The organism is Gordonia sp. CPCC 205515 (genome assembly GCF_048537925.1).
In the GTDB taxonomy this organism is placed as follows: domain Bacteria; phylum Actinomycetota; class Actinomycetes; order Mycobacteriales; family Mycobacteriaceae; genus Gordonia.
This window is the reverse complement of record NZ_JBCLVJ010000012.1, coordinates 53,750-69,025: the sequence shown is the minus strand read 5'-3', so window position 1 is coordinate 69,025 and position 15,276 is coordinate 53,750. Positions and strand designations below refer to the sequence as shown.

The following is a 15,276-nucleotide window of genomic DNA, read 5'->3' as shown; positions in this document are numbered from 1 at the left end:
CATCACCTCACGACGGCGGTTGCCAGGTACGCGTACGGCTCATCCCGGCCGCGCGACCCTTGGCCGAGACGACCAGCGCCATCTTCCGTGAGGCCTCGTCGATCATCTCGTCGCCCAGCATCGCCGCGCCTCGCGCCCCACCCTCCGACGAGGTGTGCCAGGCGTACGCGTCGAGTATGTCCTCGGCGTGGTCATAGTCGTCCTGGCGAGGAGAGAAGATGTCGTTCAGTTCGTCGATCTGGGTCGGGTGCAGCGCCCATTTGCCGTCGAATCCCAGTGCCGCCGAACGCTGTGCGACCCGCCGGAGGCCGTCGAGATCCTTGATTGCGAGGTAGGGGCCGTCGATGGCCTGGAGATCATGACTCCGTGCGGTGAGCAGAATCGTCATCAGGATGTGGTGGTACGCGTCGCCCACGTCGTAACCCTCGGGCTGTTCCCCGACCACCAAGGACTTCATCTGGATCGACGCCATGAAGTCCGCCGGGCCGAAGACCAGCGTCTCGGTCCGTGGGCTCGCCGCCGCAATCGACTCGATGGCGAGCAGTCCCTGGGCGTTCTCGATCTGGATCTCGAAGCCGATCCGTCCCACCTCGAGACCTTCGGACTTCTCGACCTGGGTGACGAGCATGTCCAGCGCCTGCACCTGGGCCGTGCTCTGGACCTTGGGGAGCATGAGGCAGTCCACGTGTGCGCCGGCGCCACCGACCACATCGATGACATCGCGATGAGTCCACGGGGTGGTCCAGTCGTTGATGCGAACGACACGGACGATGTCGCCGAAGCCGCCTTCGTTGAGGGCGTCGACGATCAACTTGCGTCCCTGATCTTTTGCCGCTGGTGCGCACGCGTCTTCGAGGTCCAGGAAGAGGGCGTCGGGTGCGAGTCCGCGCGCCTTGTCGATCATCTTCTGACTGGACCCCGGAACCGCGAGGGTAGACCGGCGGGGACGTAACTGTGGCATGACGCGAACTCCTCACATCTGATGTATCAGTTCATAATTGATATATCATAGTCGAGTGGTTTGGTCGACCCGGATAGGTTGTGTCGCGGGAATCGCCATCGCAAGGACGGCTGCCACCACGCATGCTCCGAGGGATATGCCAGATGCCCAGAGATAACCGCTCGTCGTGGGAACGGTGAAGGTGCTGCCGTCAGAGGTGGTGCCGCTCATCATCGACGCGGTCAGGATCATGCCGACCACCGCTGCCGAGGTGGAGGTGCCGACGACACGCATCAGCGCGTTCACGCCGTTGGCCTCGCCGGTCTGTTCCACCCGGACTGCCCGCATGATCAGCGCGGGCATCGCCGAGTAGGCAACACCCAGTCCGGCTCCGATGAGGGACGCCAGGATCACCATCAGCCACCAGGTCATCGGCCACGGTCCGGCCATCGCGACGATGAAGACGGTGTAGCCGATACCCAGGATCACCGCACCGACGGCCAGCGAGACGCGAGGTCCGAAGCGCGCGGTGAGTCGGGCGCTGAGGTTGGAGCACACGAACATCACCAGTCCGCTCGGGGTGAGGACGAGACTGGCGGTGAGCATGTCGAAACCGAGCCCGTTCGGCGATGCGGTCGGTGCCATGAGCAACTGGATCGGGATGAGTTGCATCGAGTAGAACGCGAATCCGACGGCGATCGACGCGATGTTGGTGAGCAGTACCGGCCGCTCGATCGCCAAGCGGGTGTCGATCAGCGGGGTGGCGAGTCGTCGTTCGAGGAACCACCACGCGAGCGCCACGACGACGAACGCGGCGAACAGACCCAGAGTCAGCGGCGCGGCCCAACCCCATTGCGCGCCTTTGGAGAGCGGCAACAGTAGACACACGAGAATCGTCGTCAGCCCGATCGCGCCGAGGATGTCGAAACGTCCGCCGCTGGGCGCCCGACTCTCCGGGACGGTCAGTCGGATGCCGATGCCACCGGCGACGGCCGCGACCGCGCAGGCCCAGAACAGTGCATGCCAACTGAGGTGTTGGGCGATGGCCGCGGAGAACGGTAGGCCCAGTGCGCCACCCACACCGAGCGACGCGCTCATGGTGCCCACCGATGCGCCAAGGTGTCGAGGCGGCACGATGTCGCGCATCACGCTGATGCCCAGGGCGATGGTGCCGAACCCGAGTCCCTGCAGGCCACGGCCGATGAGGAACGGCACGAGTGCCGTCGACAGTGCGCATACGATCGAGCCGATCGTGACCGCACCCATGCTGGCGATCAACATGCGGCGCTTGCCGTACATGTCGCCGAGCCGGCCGCCGATCGGTGTGATGACGGCGCCGGTGAGCAGCGTGATCGTGAGCGCCCACGACGTGTTGCTCGGCTCGGCGTTCAGCAGCGTCGGCAGGCTCGGGATGAGCGGCACGATGATGGTCTGCATCAGCGCGACGACGATGCCTGCTGCGCACAGCACAGTGACCGCGAGTCGGGGATGGTGTTCGGGTGGAGTGTTGTCGGGGGACCGGTCAGGCGTCGTCGTCTCCGACCCATCGAGCGCGCTCACCGACATCCACCTCCGCTGAACACGGTAACCCACGCAGATCCGACACCCGAACGGGCGTTCGGGTGGGTGGTCAGAACGGCGCTGCCGTGACCGGCGCTTGTTCCGGCGTCGGATCTCAGGAACAGATAGGTCAACCCATATCGATCAGTTCGGCTCGAGTGGGGGCGAGTTGGGTTGACTCGCGGCTCATCAAACGAGCAACATCGCCCGCCTTTTGTGGCTCAGGTCCCATTTCAGCCATTGCGCGCATGTACGCGGTCTGCAGAGGTGTAGCGCGATCGAGTCGAACGCGGAAGTACGAAGTGTCCAGCTTTGCTTCGTAAGCTTCCTGTGCGACGTCGATATCGTCGCGAGTGATTGTGTCTCCGTAGGAGACTTCCCACGGCTTGATAGCCGAGCTCTTGGAGGAAGTACGGGTAGCACTGCGTGATCTGAATACTGCGGTCCAATGCATCTGGTTGGTAGTGCGCATCTTCCTGGGATGCTGGGCCGGCTAATGCCGCTCGGGCCTGATCGGGAGTGAGTGATCCGATGGTTGGAAACGTGAAGAGCCGTTCAGCGTACGACTTCGCGTCTCCGGCGAGCTCGGCGATCTGAGGTAGGTCTGCCCCGACGAACGTCACCGGAAGCTTTCGTTGGACCGTTTTGTGATTGCGGCAATGAGGGCTTCTCATTGGGACTTTCGGAGAAACTGTACTTCGTCAACCAGCAACACAATTCCTCGCTGGTTCTCCTGTGCGACCTCGCCGAGCGCAACAAGCACGTCTGTTAGATCCATCGCCAAGTCGCCGTGGTCGGCGAGTCCTTCTTCGAGATCGAAATCCCACGAAACCGATACGCCCGACGCTGAAACGCTGAAGGACCCTAGTGCAATCGCCGCGTTGTGTGGACCCAGAGTCGCGCATGGGCGCACTTGCCATGGTGATCTCGCCGGCGAGGTTAGAACGGCGCCTCGGGTCCTTCGTTGTGTCGCTTCCTGTTCCGATTCCTCTCCGCCCGGCGTCGGGCATGTTTGTTCGCCGTCCGACTGCGGGTGCGGGTCGGGCGTTCCTGATTCGGGGCGTCGGAGGCCGGTGGGGCCTGGGGTGGGGCGGTGTAGCGGATGCGGCGCAGCCCGGGGAAGAGTTCCTCCATGGTCTCGGCCTCACCCGGGATGATGAGGCCCTCGGGAGTGACTGTCTCCGTGCGTAATTGGCCATCGTCATCGCGCCACTGATCGTCGAGCCAGCCCGAGAACGTCTTCAACAAATGCCACGGCCGGCACTTCGGATTCATGTTCTCCGACGTCGTTTGTCCGCCGGCGCTGGGGTTGTCGTGGTCGAACTCCTCCACATGCTCGGCATCGCACTCCCACGCACTCTTCGTGCACCCGGGCTCACTGCATACGCCGTGGCGGATGCGGATGAACGCATCCAGTGAGGTGGTCGGCCGGTACGGGTCCGACGCCAGTGACCCGAGCAGCGTGACAGTGCCGTCCGGGTTGATCGGGGTGCCCGGCGGGATCAGTGGTGCGATCCGCGCGTCCGGGCGGGCGGCGAGCTCGCGGACGTGTTCGTCGTCGATGACCCCGTGACCGTCGAGGTAGCCGGGATTGTTGGCCCGGCCCTCGAGGGTGGCCTCATCGCAGACCACGTGGATGACGAACTTCGGTTGCACCTGCACCAGAGCCTTCGACGGTGGGTCATCGACGTTGTCGCCGGTGACATCGTCGAGGGTCAACGCGGTGACCGTGCAGTCGTCGCGGCCGCATTCACAGGCGAAGTCGCTGCCGGTCAGTAGCGCGAACTCGGCATCCGAGCGGCGCTGGTTCTTGGTGCGACCATCATGCGCACACACCCGATCGGCGAGAGAGTCGATATGCGCGTAGGCGATGCGCGCGTTCTCCGCCGACATCACCGCGGTGAGTTCTGCGGTGCCGTCCCTGCGGTTCTCGACCCAGACGCCCCGTTTGTCGATGGCGTCCTTGCGGCGTTCGCGCACCGCATCCGGATCGTGGCGGAAGATGATGCGGTCCACCATGTTCCGCAGGGCCTTGGTGGAAAACGTGCCCTTCCGCAACCGTCGAGCGATCTCCGCATCGACCTCGGGAGCATAGGACTGGCCGTCGATGAGATCGGTGTCGACGATGATCTGCTGAGCTTGGCGCTGAGAGATCACCCCGTCGCCGAGGCACTCGAACACCTCGGGCAGTCGGTCGCGCAGCACGACAGCTTCGTTCAACAGCACTTCGGCCTGGTGACGGGTCATCGCCCGCGTCTGCGCGATCCGCGTCGCCGCGTCGGCGAAACCGTCGACCACGAAGCCGTCGGTGTCCTCCCGCGCGGCGACGAAGCGGTCGTAGACGACCTGGGCCGTCCGGTAGTCGCAGTAGGCGAGGTAGGAGTGGCCGCGATCCAGATCGGTCATCCCGAGCAGGAGGTCGTTGATAGGTGCCTCATCGGCGTCGGCCGGGTCGATGCCGCCGAGGAAGGCAGCCGGCAACCCACGCCACACGGGCGTCTGGGGTGAGTCGACTGTCGAAGACACGCGCGCGACCTTTCAGAGATGCGGACATGGCTGCAGGACACCCACATTCATCTCTGATGCAACCCCTCAAACCCGGGGTCGCGGCGCTTCGTTCGTTGTCTTCTTCCTGCTACCAAGAACATACCTCGGGGGTCTGACAATTCTGTTCGGTCGCGCGAAGACCCTTCGACACGCTCGCTCGGCTGGCGCCTCGCGGGCTGCTCAGGGAGCGGAAGGAGGGCTCGGGGCGGAAGGGGTCGCGGTTCGGGGAGCGGGGAGCGGAAGGGGCTCGGGGAGCGCGAGCGGTAGGCGACTCAGGGAGAGGGAAGGACGCTCAGGGAGCGGTGGGGGCGGGGCGGTAGGGAATGGTGTCGCTGACGGTGTCGTCGATGTGGATGGGGCGACCGATCTGGGGGAAGGCGCGCTGCGGGCAGGCCGGGCGGTCGCAGACCTTGCAGCCGGCGCCGATCGGCACGATGGTGCGCGGGTCGGCGAGGTTGACTCCGGTCGAGTAGATGAGACGGTCGGCGTGGGCGATGTCGCAGCCCAGGCCGATGGCAAAACTCTTGTGCGGGGACAGGTAGCCGTCCTGTTCAGAAGTGGTACGGGCGAGCCAAAAATATGATCGGCCATCCGGCATCGATGACACCTGCGTGGCGATGCGACCCGGGGTCGCGAATGCGTCGTGCACCACCCAGAGTGGGCAGCTGCCGCCAACCCGGGAGAAGTGAAATGCGGTGGCGGATTGTCGTTTCGAGATGTTTCCCGCCCGATCGACGCGGACGAAGATGAACGGGATGCCGCGGTTGCTCGAGCGTTGCAGCGTGGACAGGCGATGGCAAATGGTCTCGAAGCCCACCTCGAAGCCGATGCTGAGCACCTCGATGTCGTACTGGGCGGCCTCGGCCGCTCGACGGAAGATCTCGTAGGGCAGCAACAGTGCGCCCGCGAAGTAGTTGGCCAGCCCGATCCGCGCGACGGGCACCGACTCGTCGCTCAGATCGGCGGCTTCGGCCACGATCTGGTTGATGACGTCGGCTTGGGTGAGCAGTGCGAGTTGGGTGGCGAGCTGGAATGCACGTTGCCCGGCGGTGAGGCGGCCCGCGAGGTGAATCGTCGCCTCAGTAGGGTTGTAGCGCCGCTTCGGCGTCCGGCTACGTGCGAGTGCGTCGGTGTCGTGGGTGATCTCCACCCGAAGTCCGTGGTCGCGGCGCAAGAGTTCGGCCAGCTGCAGGTCCAGTCCGCCGATCGACAGGTTGTTGTCGGCGAAGATCTGTTCGGCGGCCGCGTCCAGGGCCTCGATGTGATTGCGTCGATCGTAGAAGAAATCGCGCACCTCCTCGAACGGCATCGGGGTGGCGGTCGGGCGAGCGGGGTCGCCGGTGGCCTGCGCCCGATACGTCTCGAGTTCGGCGTCGCTCGCGGCCAGTCGGCGGTGCAGGTTGACCAGCGTGGCGCCGACGGCCGGCATTCGGGATACCAGCTCGGCGATCTCCGCGCGGCTGACGGGCGGGGTATCCGGCTGCGCCGCAAGCACATCGGCGAGGTCGGCGACGAGCCTCGCGTCGCCGTCGGTGGCGAAATAGTCGGCGTCGAGATCGAACTCGCGGGTCAGGCTCAGCAGTACCGGCACGGTGATCGGGCGTTGATCGTTCTCGAGCTGGTTGACGTAGCTCGTCGACAGGTCGATTCGTCGGGCCAGCGCGGCCTGAGACAGGCCGCGGTCATCCCGGAGTCGTCGTAATCGTGCACCCACGAACATCCGCGCCATGGGAGCACCGTACTCCACTCCGTGTTCACAACGTTCGCAAATCTGTCCCGCGCAATCCGCAAAAATACGCATTAGCCAGGTCTTTTCAGCACATTCTCGATGTGCGTACGGTGCGAACATGATCAACCACACCGTACGAACCCACCGCAGTTCCGAAGATTTCCCGCAGTCCGAACATCTCGCCCAGAAGATCGCCGAGATGGCTGCCGACCCTGTCGAGGTGCCCGCCGACACGCAGGAAATGATCATCAACCGGATCATCGACAATGCTGCCGTGAGCGCCGCGTCGGTGATCCGTCGACCCGTCACCACCGCCCGTCGGCAGGCACAGGCCCGTCCCGTACAACCTGGCTCGACCGTCTTCGGCATCGAGGGACGCTTCTCGCCGGAATGGGCCGCCTGGGCCAACGGCGTCGCAGTCCGCGAACTCGACTTCCACGACACCTTCCTCGCCGCCGAATACTCGCACCCGGGTGACAACATCCCCGCTCTCGTCGCGGTCGGCCAGCACGTCGGTGCCGACGGCCAGTCGTTGATCCGTGGTCTGGCCACCGCCTACGAGGTCCAGATCGACCTGGTTCGCGGAATGTGCCTGCACGAGCACAAGATCGACCACGTCGCACACCTGGGCCCGTCGGTCGCCGTCGGACTGGGCACCATGCTCGGCCTCGACACCGAGACCATCTATCAGGCCATCGGTCAGGCACTGCACCTCACCACCGCGACCCGCCAGTCGCGCAAGGGCCTCATCTCGAGCTGGAAGGCCTACGCGCCGGCCCACGCCGGGAAGATCGCCATCGAGGCCGTCGACCGCGCGATGCGCGGCGAGGGGGCCCCGGCGCCGATCTGGGAGGGTGAAGACGGTTTCATCGCCTGGATGCTCAGCGGCCCGGACGCCGAATACACCATTCCGTTGCCCGGCCCCGGCGAGGCCAAGCGCGCCATTCTCGACAGTTACACCAAGGAGCACTCCGCCGAGTATCAGAGCCAGGCCCCGATCGACCTGGCCCGCCGCATGCGCGACAAGATCAGCAACTTCGACGACATCGAGTCGATCGTGCTGCACACCAGCCATCACACCCACGTGGTGATCGGCACCGGCTCCGGCGACCCGCAGAAGTTCGATCCGTCGGCCAGCCGCGAGACCCTCGACCACTCGGTGATGTACATCTTCGCCGTCGCACTGCAGGACGGTACGTGGGATCACGAGAAGTCCTACGCCCCCGAGCGCGCCAACCGGCCCGACACCGTCGAACTGTGGCGCAAGATCTCCACCGTCGAGGACCCGGAGTGGACCCGTCGCTATCACTCCACCGATCCGGCGGAGAAGGCTTTCGGCGCCAAGGCGGTCATCACCCTGCGCAACGGCGAGGTCATCACCGACGAGCTGGCCGTCGCCGACGCCCATCCGCTGGGTGCTCGTCCGTTCGCCCGCGATCAGTACGTCGGCAAGTTCCGGTCGATGGCCGACGGTGTGGTCGACGCGGCCGAGCAGGATCGGTTCCTCACTGCGGCAGCCCAATTGGCCGACATCCCGGCCGATGGTCTCGACGCGCTCAACACACTGGTGCTGCCCGTGGTTCTCGACAAGGCGCCCAGCACCCCGAAGGGGATCTTCTGATGTCGCTGTTCTCTTCTGACGTCACCGACAGCGAGAAGCGCCGCGCACTGCGCGCCGGTCTCTCCTCCGGCACCCTGCAGCGGTGGCCCGGTGCCTTCTCGCCGCTCGTCGCGAAACTGATCGCCGACGTCGGATTCGAGGGCGTCTACGTCTCCGGCGCGGTGCTCTCGGCCGACCTCGGTCTGCCCGACATCGGGCTGACCACGCTGTCCGAGGTCGCCGTCCGCGGCAGCGCCATCGCGCGGGCCACCGACCTGCCGACGCTCATCGACGCTGACACCGGATTCGGTGAGCCGATGAGCGCCGCCCGGACGGTCGCCGCACTCGAGGATGCCGGCCTCGCGGGATGCCACCTCGAAGACCAGGTCAACCCGAAGCGCTGCGGACATCTCGACGGCAAGGACGTCGTACCCACCGACGAGATGCTCAAGCGACTGCGGGCGGCGGTGTCTGCCCGCCGTGACGAGAACTTCGTCATCTGCGCGCGCACCGATGCCCGCGCGATCGAAGGTATCGACGCCGCGATCGAACGGGCCAAGGCCTACGTCGATGCGGGCGCCGATCTGATCTTCACCGAGGCGCTCCGTGATCTCGGTGAGTTCGAGCAGTTCCGCAAGGCGGTCGACGTGCCACTGCTGGCCAACATGACCGAGTTCGGCAAGTCGGATCTGCTCACCGTTTCCCAACTCACCGACGTCGGCTACAACGCGGTCATCTACCCGGTGACCACGCTGCGGATCGCGATGGGTGCGGTGGAGCGCGGATTGCGTGAAATCGCTTTGGAGGGAACGCAAACCGGTCTTCTCGACGACATGCAACACCGGAGCAGGCTGTACGAGCTGCTGCGCTACGCCGATTACAACGATTTCGACACCTCCCTGTTCAACTTTTCTCTCGAAGGAGTTCGGCAATGACCACTGCGGCCCCGCCCACCATTCACAAGGGTCTCGCCGGTGTCGTCGTCGACACCACCGCGATCTCCAAGGTCGTGCCCGAGACCAACTCACTGACCTACCGCGGCTACGCGGTGCAGGACCTGGCCGCGCACTGCAGTTTCGAGCAGGTCGCCTACCTCCTGTGGCACGGCGAACTGCCGACCGACGGGGAACTCGCACTGTTCACCCAGCGCGAGCGCGCCAACCGACGGATCGATCGGTCGACTCAGTCCGTGCTGCAACGCATTCCGGAGAACTGCCACCCAATGGATGTGGTCCGGACCGCGATCAGCTATCTGGGCACCGAGGACCCCGACGAGGACCTGGCGACGCCGGAAGCCAACTACGAGAAGTCGCTGCGCATGCTCGCCGTGGTGCCGACGATCGTCGCCGCCGACATGCGCCGCCGGCGCGGTCTCGATCCGATTGCGCCGCATCACGGACTTGGCTACGCGGAGAACTTCCTGGCCATGTGCTTCGGGGAGGTGCCGGACCCGATCATCGTGCGCGCCTTCGAGAAATCGATGGTGCTCTATGCCGAGCACAGCTTCAACGCATCGACCTTCACCGCTCGGGTCGTCACCTCGACACAGTCCGATATCTACAGCGCGGTCACCGCGGCCATCGGTGCGCTCAAGGGCTCGCTGCACGGCGGGGCCAACGAGGCCGTCATGTACGACATGATCGAGATCGACCGACCCGAACGCGCACGGGACTGGTTGAACGCCAAGCTCGACGCCAAGGACAAGGTGATGGGTTTCGGTCACCGGGTCTACAAGAACGGCGACTCGCGGGTGCCGACGATGAAGGACGCGCTGACCGAGATCTCCCGCCATGTCGGGGACACCCGATGGCTGCAGATCTACGCGGAGCTGGAGCAGATAATGGCTGAGCGCACCGGAATCAAGCCGAACCTCGACTTCCCCACGGGCCCCGCCTATCACCTCATGGGATTCGACATCGGTTCGTTCACACCGATTTTCGTCATGAGCCGGATCACCGGCTGGACGGCGCACATCATGGAACAGGCGGCCTCCAACGCCTTGATCCGACCGCTGAGCGAATACTCGGGTCCGCCGCAGCGGCAGCTGCAGTGGTGATCCGCCTCACCGGACCCTGGCGCAGCCACGTACCATTTCCCACAGCTGGGGGGCCGTGCCGATCGTGAGTGCCGAACGATGAGGAGTCCGAACATGTTCGACAAGGTGTTGGTGGCCAACCGCGGTGAGATCGCCATCCGCGCGTTCCGTGCGGCCTACGAGCTGGGTGCGCGCACCGTCGCGATCTTCCCCTACGAGGACCGCAATTCGGTGCACCGCCTCAAAGCCGACGAGTCCTATCAGATCGGCAACCCCGGTCAGCCCGTCCGCGCCTACCTGTCGGTCGACGAGGTCGTCGGCGCGGCCATCCGCTGCGGTGCGGACGCGATCTATCCCGGTTATGGCTTCCTGTCGGAGAACCAGGGCCTCGCGGCGGCGTGCGCCGAACACGACATCACTTTCGTCGGTCCGTCGGCCGACGTGCTGGAGCTGACCGGCAACAAGGCGACCGCCACCGCCGCGGCGAAGGCGGCCGGCCTGCCGGTACTCGCGTCGTCGGAGCCGTCGGCCGACATCGACGAGCTGATGACCGCGGCCGAGACGATGCAGTTCCCGGTGTTCGTGAAAGCGGTCGCCGGTGGCGGCGGCCGCGGCATGCGTCGGGTCGAGACCATCGACGATCTGCGCGAGGCGATCGGCGCGGCCTCCCGCGAAGCCGATGCGGCATTCGGTGACGCGACCGTGTTCCTCGAGCAGGCCGTGGTCAACCCGCGCCACATCGAGGTGCAGATCCTCGCCGACACCCACGGCAACGTGATCCACCTGTTCGAGCGTGACTGCTCGGTGCAGCGACGCCACCAGAAGGTCGTCGAACTGGCGCCGGCCCCCAACCTGCCCGAAGAGTTGCGGCAAAAGATCTGTTCGGACGCGGTCGCCTTCGCCAAACACATCGGCTACACCTGCGCCGGCACGGTGGAGTTCCTGCTCGACGAGCAGGGACGCTATGTGTTCATCGAGATGAACCCGCGCATCCAGGTGGAGCACACGGTGACCGAGGAGATCACCGATGTGGATCTGGTGGGCTCGCAACTGCGGATCGCATCCGGTGAGTCGCTGCCGGATCTGGGTCTGACGCAGGACAAGATCACGATCCGCGGCGCGGCGATGCAGTGCCGTATCACCACCGAGGACCCGGCCAACGAGTTCCGGCCCGACATCGGCCGGATCACCGCCTACCGTAGCCCCGGCGGCGCGGGCGTGCGACTGGACGGCGGCGCGGTACTCGGCGGCGAGATCAGCGGCCACTTCGACTCCATGCTCGTCAAATTGACTTGTCGCGGAAGGGATTTCGCCACCGCAGTGCGGCGAGCCCGACGCGCCGTCGCGGAGTTCCGCATTCGCGGTGTGGCCACCAACATCCCGTTCCTGCAGGCGGTGCTCGACGACCCGGATTTCCGCGCCGGCAAGGTCACCACGTCGTTCATCGAGGACCGGCCGTGGTTGCTGACCTCCCGCAGTTCCGCCGACCGCGGCACCAAGATCCTCAACTTTCTGGCCGACGTCACCGTCAACAAGCCGCACGGCGAACGCCCGACGACGGTCTACCCGCGCGACAAGCTGCCCGCCCTCGACAAGTCGGTGCTGGCCCATCCGGCCGACGGGTCACGCCAGCGGCTGCTGAAGCTGGGCCCGGAAGGATTCGCCGCCGATCTGCGGGCCAGCAAAGCGCTCGGGGTCACCGACACCACCTTCCGCGATGCGCACCAGTCGTTGCTGGCCACCCGGGTGCGGACCAGCGGGTTGGTGGCGGTCGCGCCCTTCGTGGCGGCCCTGACCCCGCAGCTGCTGTCCGTCGAATGTTGGGGTGGCGCAACCTATGACGTGGCGCTCCGGTTCCTCAAGGAAGACCCGTGGGACCGGTTGGCGCAGTTGCGGGAGGCGATGCCCAACATCTGTCTGCAGATGTTGCTGCGCGGCGCCAACACCGTCGGCTACACCCCGTACCCGACCAAGGTGACCACCGCGTTCGTCGCGGAGGCCACCGAGGTGGGTATCGACATCTTCCGAATCTTCGACGCGCTCAACAACATCGAGCAGATGCGTCCGGCGATCGACGCGGTCCGCGAGACCGGTACCGCGGTCGCCGAGGTCGCGATGAGCTACACCGGCGACCTCGCCGATCCGGCCGAGGATCTCTACACCCTCGACTACTACCTGCGGCTGGCTGAGCAGATCGTCGACGCCGGTGCGCATGTGCTGGCGATCAAGGACATGGCCGGACTACTGCGGGCACCGGCGGCGACCAAACTGGTCTCCGCACTGGTCAAGGAGTTCGAGCTGCCGGTGCACGTGCACACCCACGACACCCCGGGCGGCCAGCTGGCCACCCTGATGGCGGCGTGGGAGGCCGGTGCGTCGGCGGTCGACGGCGCGTCGGCGGCGTTGGCGGGCACCACCAGTCAGCCGCCGCTGTCGGCGATCGTCGCCGCGACCGCGCACACCGAACGCGACACCGGACTCAACCTGCAGAGCGTGTGCGACCTCGAGCCCTACTGGGAGGCGCTGCGAAAGGTGTACTCGCCGTTCGAGTCCGGGCTTCCGGCTCCGACCGGACGCGTCTACACCCACGAGATTCCCGGCGGGCAGCTGTCGAATCTGCGGCAGCAGGCCATCGCCCTCGGACTTGGTAACCGGTTCGAGGCGGTCGAGGAGTCCTATGCCGCGGCCGACCGGATGCTGGGCCGGCTGATCAAGGTGACACCGTCGTCGAAGGTCGTCGGTGACCTGGCGCTGGCGTTGGTCGGACGCGGGGTGAGTGCCGACGAGTTCGCCGCGAACCCGTCGTCGTACGACATCCCGGATTCGGTGATCGGGTTCCTGCGCGGCGAACTCGGCGATCCCGCCGGTGGCTGGCCCGAACCGCTGCGGTCGCTGGCGCTGGAGGGACGTGCCGAGCCGGCTCCGACGCAGGAGATCTCCGACGCCGATTCGCAGGCCCTCGACTCCTCCGGGCGGGACCGTCAGGTGACGCTGAACCGTCTGCTGTTCCCTGGCCCGAGCAAGGAGTTCGAGGAGCACTACGAAAACTACGGCGACACATCGAGTTTGAGCGCCAACCAGTTCTTCTACGGGCTGCGCTACGGCGAGGAGCACCGCGTTCAGCTCGAACCCGGCGTGCAACTGCTCATCGGACTCGAGGCGATCAGCGAACCCGACGAGAAGGGCATGCGCACCGTGATGTGCGTCCTCAACGGGCAGTTGCGTCCGGTGGCGGTGCGCGACCGGTCGATCGACTCGGCGGTCGAGGCCGCAGAGAAAGCGGACCGGTCCAACCCGCATCACATCGGTGCACCGTTTGCCGGGGTGGTGTCGTTGAGCGTGAGTGTCGGCGACGAGATCGTCGCGGGTGCGGCGATCGGCACCATCGAGGCGATGAAGATGGAGGCCACGATCACCGCACCGGTCGGCGGAAAGGTCGCGCGGGTCGCGATCGGCCCGGTCACCCAGGTTGCCCCGGGTGACCTGCTGATCGAAATCGGTTAGGCGGGAGCTCAGTTCGCCCGCTGATCCGCCTTGGTCAGGATCACATACTGCGCCGAGATCTGCTGGTAGGCATCCTGCTGGTTGGTCGACTTGACCTCGCCCACATAGCGTCCCACCTGCACGAGGCACAGGACGCGCGGAGTGCTGCCGCTGGTGTCGGACAGGCACGTGGCGGGGGAGAGACCGGGCGGATCGGCGATCTCGCTGAACCCTCGGTTGCGCGCCGACGATGCGAGGCTGTCGACGATGGTGTCGGCACCGTCATCGGTGTTGGCGCGGTACACATTTGAGCGTTCGACGGCGTTGGCGGTGGAACCGACATCGGTGAGCAGCCGGAGGTCGTTGGGCGGGTCGGCGCTGATCTGGGCCATGCCGCGCGGTCCGTAGACCGCGCGGATGGTGGCGCTCGGGGCCCCGGTGCCCTCGGACTTCTTCAGTTGCTCGTCGGTGTAGGGCAGCGCGTAGATCAGGATGTGGTTCTGATCGACGAGAACCTTTGTCGGATTCGGGTTTCCGGCCGCCGATTCGGCTTTCGTCGGGGTGTAGGGGAACTGGTCGATCAGCGTGGACTGCTGGGTGATCAGCGAGCGCACCGTCGGCTCGAGCTTGCTCTTCTGTCCGGCGCCGGTCTCGTACCACTGGTAGAGCACGTAGTTGTTGTGCGGCGTGAAGGCGACGATGCGGCTCTTGCCGTCGGCGTCGACGCGGACGACCTGCGTGTCGGGTAGTCCCGGCAGCGTGGACACCGTCGTCTTCTCCGAGGCCGCGAGAGCAGCGGCCATCTGCTGTGCGGCGGCTTTCGCATCGGCCGGGGTGAGATAGCGGACCACCATGTTGTTGAGGGAGCGTTTCTGCCCGTCCCGCAGGTTCTCCCCGGGGGTGGTGGCCGCGGCGACGAATCCGCCGACGAGGTTGTTGTTCGCCGGGACCGCAACCACTTCGGCCGGCAGGACCGGTCGGAGCGTGCTGCGGCCGGTGATGACCATCGTCGGGAACGCGGAGTTCGTGAGGTCTTGGTCCACCTCGAACGGCACCACGATGTACTGCGCCATCCGCTGGCCCTCGACCTGCAGCAGGTTGTCGTGGGTGGTTTCGCCGAACGGTGGGCGGGGACTGGTCGGATAACTCCCCGTGTTCAGCGCGGCGACGTCGACCGACGCCGGTGCGCTCGATGAGGTGGCAACCGGCGCCGTTGTGGACTGCGTCGACGATTCACTCGTCGCGGTTCCATCGGTGGAGCAGCCGGCGATCATCGTGACCGCCGCGGCCGCACTCACCAAGGCCGCGCTGCGCTGCCAGTTCGTCATCTGTCGTTCCCCTCTCATCGCAGACAGTGTCGTCGCGATCGATCGTCTTGTCTC

9 protein-coding genes are annotated in these 15,276 nt (G+C 65.9%); 4 read left to right on the top strand and 5 right to left on the bottom strand.

Annotation, left to right across the window (positions count from 1 at the left end; translation table 11 throughout):
* Window positions 1-7 precede the first annotated feature (7 nt).
* The 4 genes from AAFP30_RS19660 to AAFP30_RS19645 form a co-directional block, all read right to left on the bottom strand.
* Window positions 8-961 carry an HpcH/HpaI aldolase/citrate lyase family protein gene (locus tag AAFP30_RS19660; RefSeq protein WP_419231686.1) on the bottom strand — a complete coding sequence of 318 codons (954 nt, stop codon included), beginning with the start codon at window positions 959-961 and terminating at the stop codon, window positions 8-10.
* A gap of 45 nt (window positions 962-1,006) precedes the next feature.
* A complete protein-coding gene (locus AAFP30_RS19655; RefSeq protein WP_419231685.1) occupies window positions 1,007-2,506 on the bottom strand; it encodes an MFS transporter in 1,500 nt (499 codons plus the stop codon).
* A 933-nt stretch (window positions 2,507-3,439) separates the two neighbouring features.
* Window positions 3,440-5,026 carry a DUF222 domain-containing protein gene (locus AAFP30_RS19650; protein ID WP_419231684.1) on the bottom strand — a complete coding sequence of 529 codons (1,587 nt, stop codon included), beginning with the start codon at window positions 5,024-5,026 and terminating at the stop codon, window positions 3,440-3,442.
* Between the two features lie 313 nt (window positions 5,027-5,339).
* Complete coding sequence (locus tag AAFP30_RS19645; protein WP_419231683.1) at window positions 5,340-6,776, bottom strand: short-chain fatty acyl-CoA regulator family protein; 1,437 nt, start codon at window positions 6,774-6,776, stop codon at window positions 5,340-5,342.
* Window positions 6,777-6,894: 118 nt separating this feature from the next.
* Here AAFP30_RS19645 and prpD point away from each other — a divergent pair, with 118 nt between their 5' ends.
* The 4 genes from prpD (at window position 6,895) to AAFP30_RS19625 (ending at window position 13,915) form a co-directional block, all read left to right on the top strand.
* Complete coding sequence (gene prpD / locus AAFP30_RS19640; RefSeq protein WP_419231682.1) at window positions 6,895-8,397, top strand: 2-methylcitrate dehydratase PrpD; 1,503 nt, start codon at window positions 6,895-6,897, stop codon at window positions 8,395-8,397.
* Window positions 8,397-9,311, top strand: a complete 915-nt coding sequence (gene prpB / locus AAFP30_RS19635; RefSeq protein WP_419231681.1) for a methylisocitrate lyase — start codon at window positions 8,397-8,399, stop codon at window positions 9,309-9,311. Before prpD ends, prpB begins: the two co-directional genes overlap by 1 nt.
* On the top strand, window positions 9,308-10,432 hold the full coding sequence (locus AAFP30_RS19630; protein ID WP_419231680.1) for a bifunctional 2-methylcitrate synthase/citrate synthase: 1,125 nt from the start codon (window positions 9,308-9,310) through the stop codon (window positions 10,430-10,432). The genes prpB and AAFP30_RS19630 overlap by 4 nt, the downstream gene beginning before the upstream one ends.
* 93 nt (window positions 10,433-10,525) lie before the next feature.
* The gene (locus AAFP30_RS19625) at window positions 10,526-13,915 is read left to right on the top strand and encodes a pyruvate carboxylase (RefSeq protein ID WP_419231679.1); all 3,390 of its coding nucleotides are present in this window, start codon (window positions 10,526-10,528) and stop codon (window positions 13,913-13,915) included.
* An 8-nt stretch (window positions 13,916-13,923) separates the two neighbouring features.
* Here AAFP30_RS19625 and AAFP30_RS19620 read toward each other — a convergent pair whose 3' ends face one another.
* A complete protein-coding gene (locus AAFP30_RS19620) occupies window positions 13,924-15,222 on the bottom strand; it encodes a DUF7373 family lipoprotein (RefSeq protein WP_419231678.1) in 1,299 nt (432 codons plus the stop codon).
* Window positions 15,223-15,276 lie beyond the last annotated feature (54 nt).

Bases quoted from the DNA above. Each gene is read 5' to 3' on its own strand.
- AAFP30_RS19660 (WP_419231686.1), bottom strand. From the start codon at position 961: ATGCCACAGTTACGTCCCCGCCGGTCTACCCTCGCGGTTCCGGGGTCC.
- AAFP30_RS19655 (WP_419231685.1), bottom strand. From the start codon at position 2,506: ATGTCGGTGAGCGCGCTCGATGGGTCGGAGACGACGACGCCTGACCGG.
- AAFP30_RS19645 (WP_419231683.1), bottom strand. From the start codon at position 6,776: ATGGCGCGGATGTTCGTGGGTGCACGATTACGACGACTCCGGGATGAC.
- prpD (WP_419231682.1), top strand. From the start codon at position 6,895: ATGATCAACCACACCGTACGAACCCACCGCAGTTCCGAAGATTTCCCG.
- prpB (WP_419231681.1), top strand. From the start codon at position 8,397: ATGTCGCTGTTCTCTTCTGACGTCACCGACAGCGAGAAGCGCCGCGCA.
- AAFP30_RS19630 (WP_419231680.1), top strand. From the start codon at position 9,308: ATGACCACTGCGGCCCCGCCCACCATTCACAAGGGTCTCGCCGGTGTC.
- AAFP30_RS19625 (WP_419231679.1), top strand. From the start codon at position 10,526: ATGTTCGACAAGGTGTTGGTGGCCAACCGCGGTGAGATCGCCATCCGC.
- AAFP30_RS19620 (WP_419231678.1), bottom strand. From the start codon at position 15,222: ATGACGAACTGGCAGCGCAGCGCGGCCTTGGTGAGTGCGGCCGCGGCG.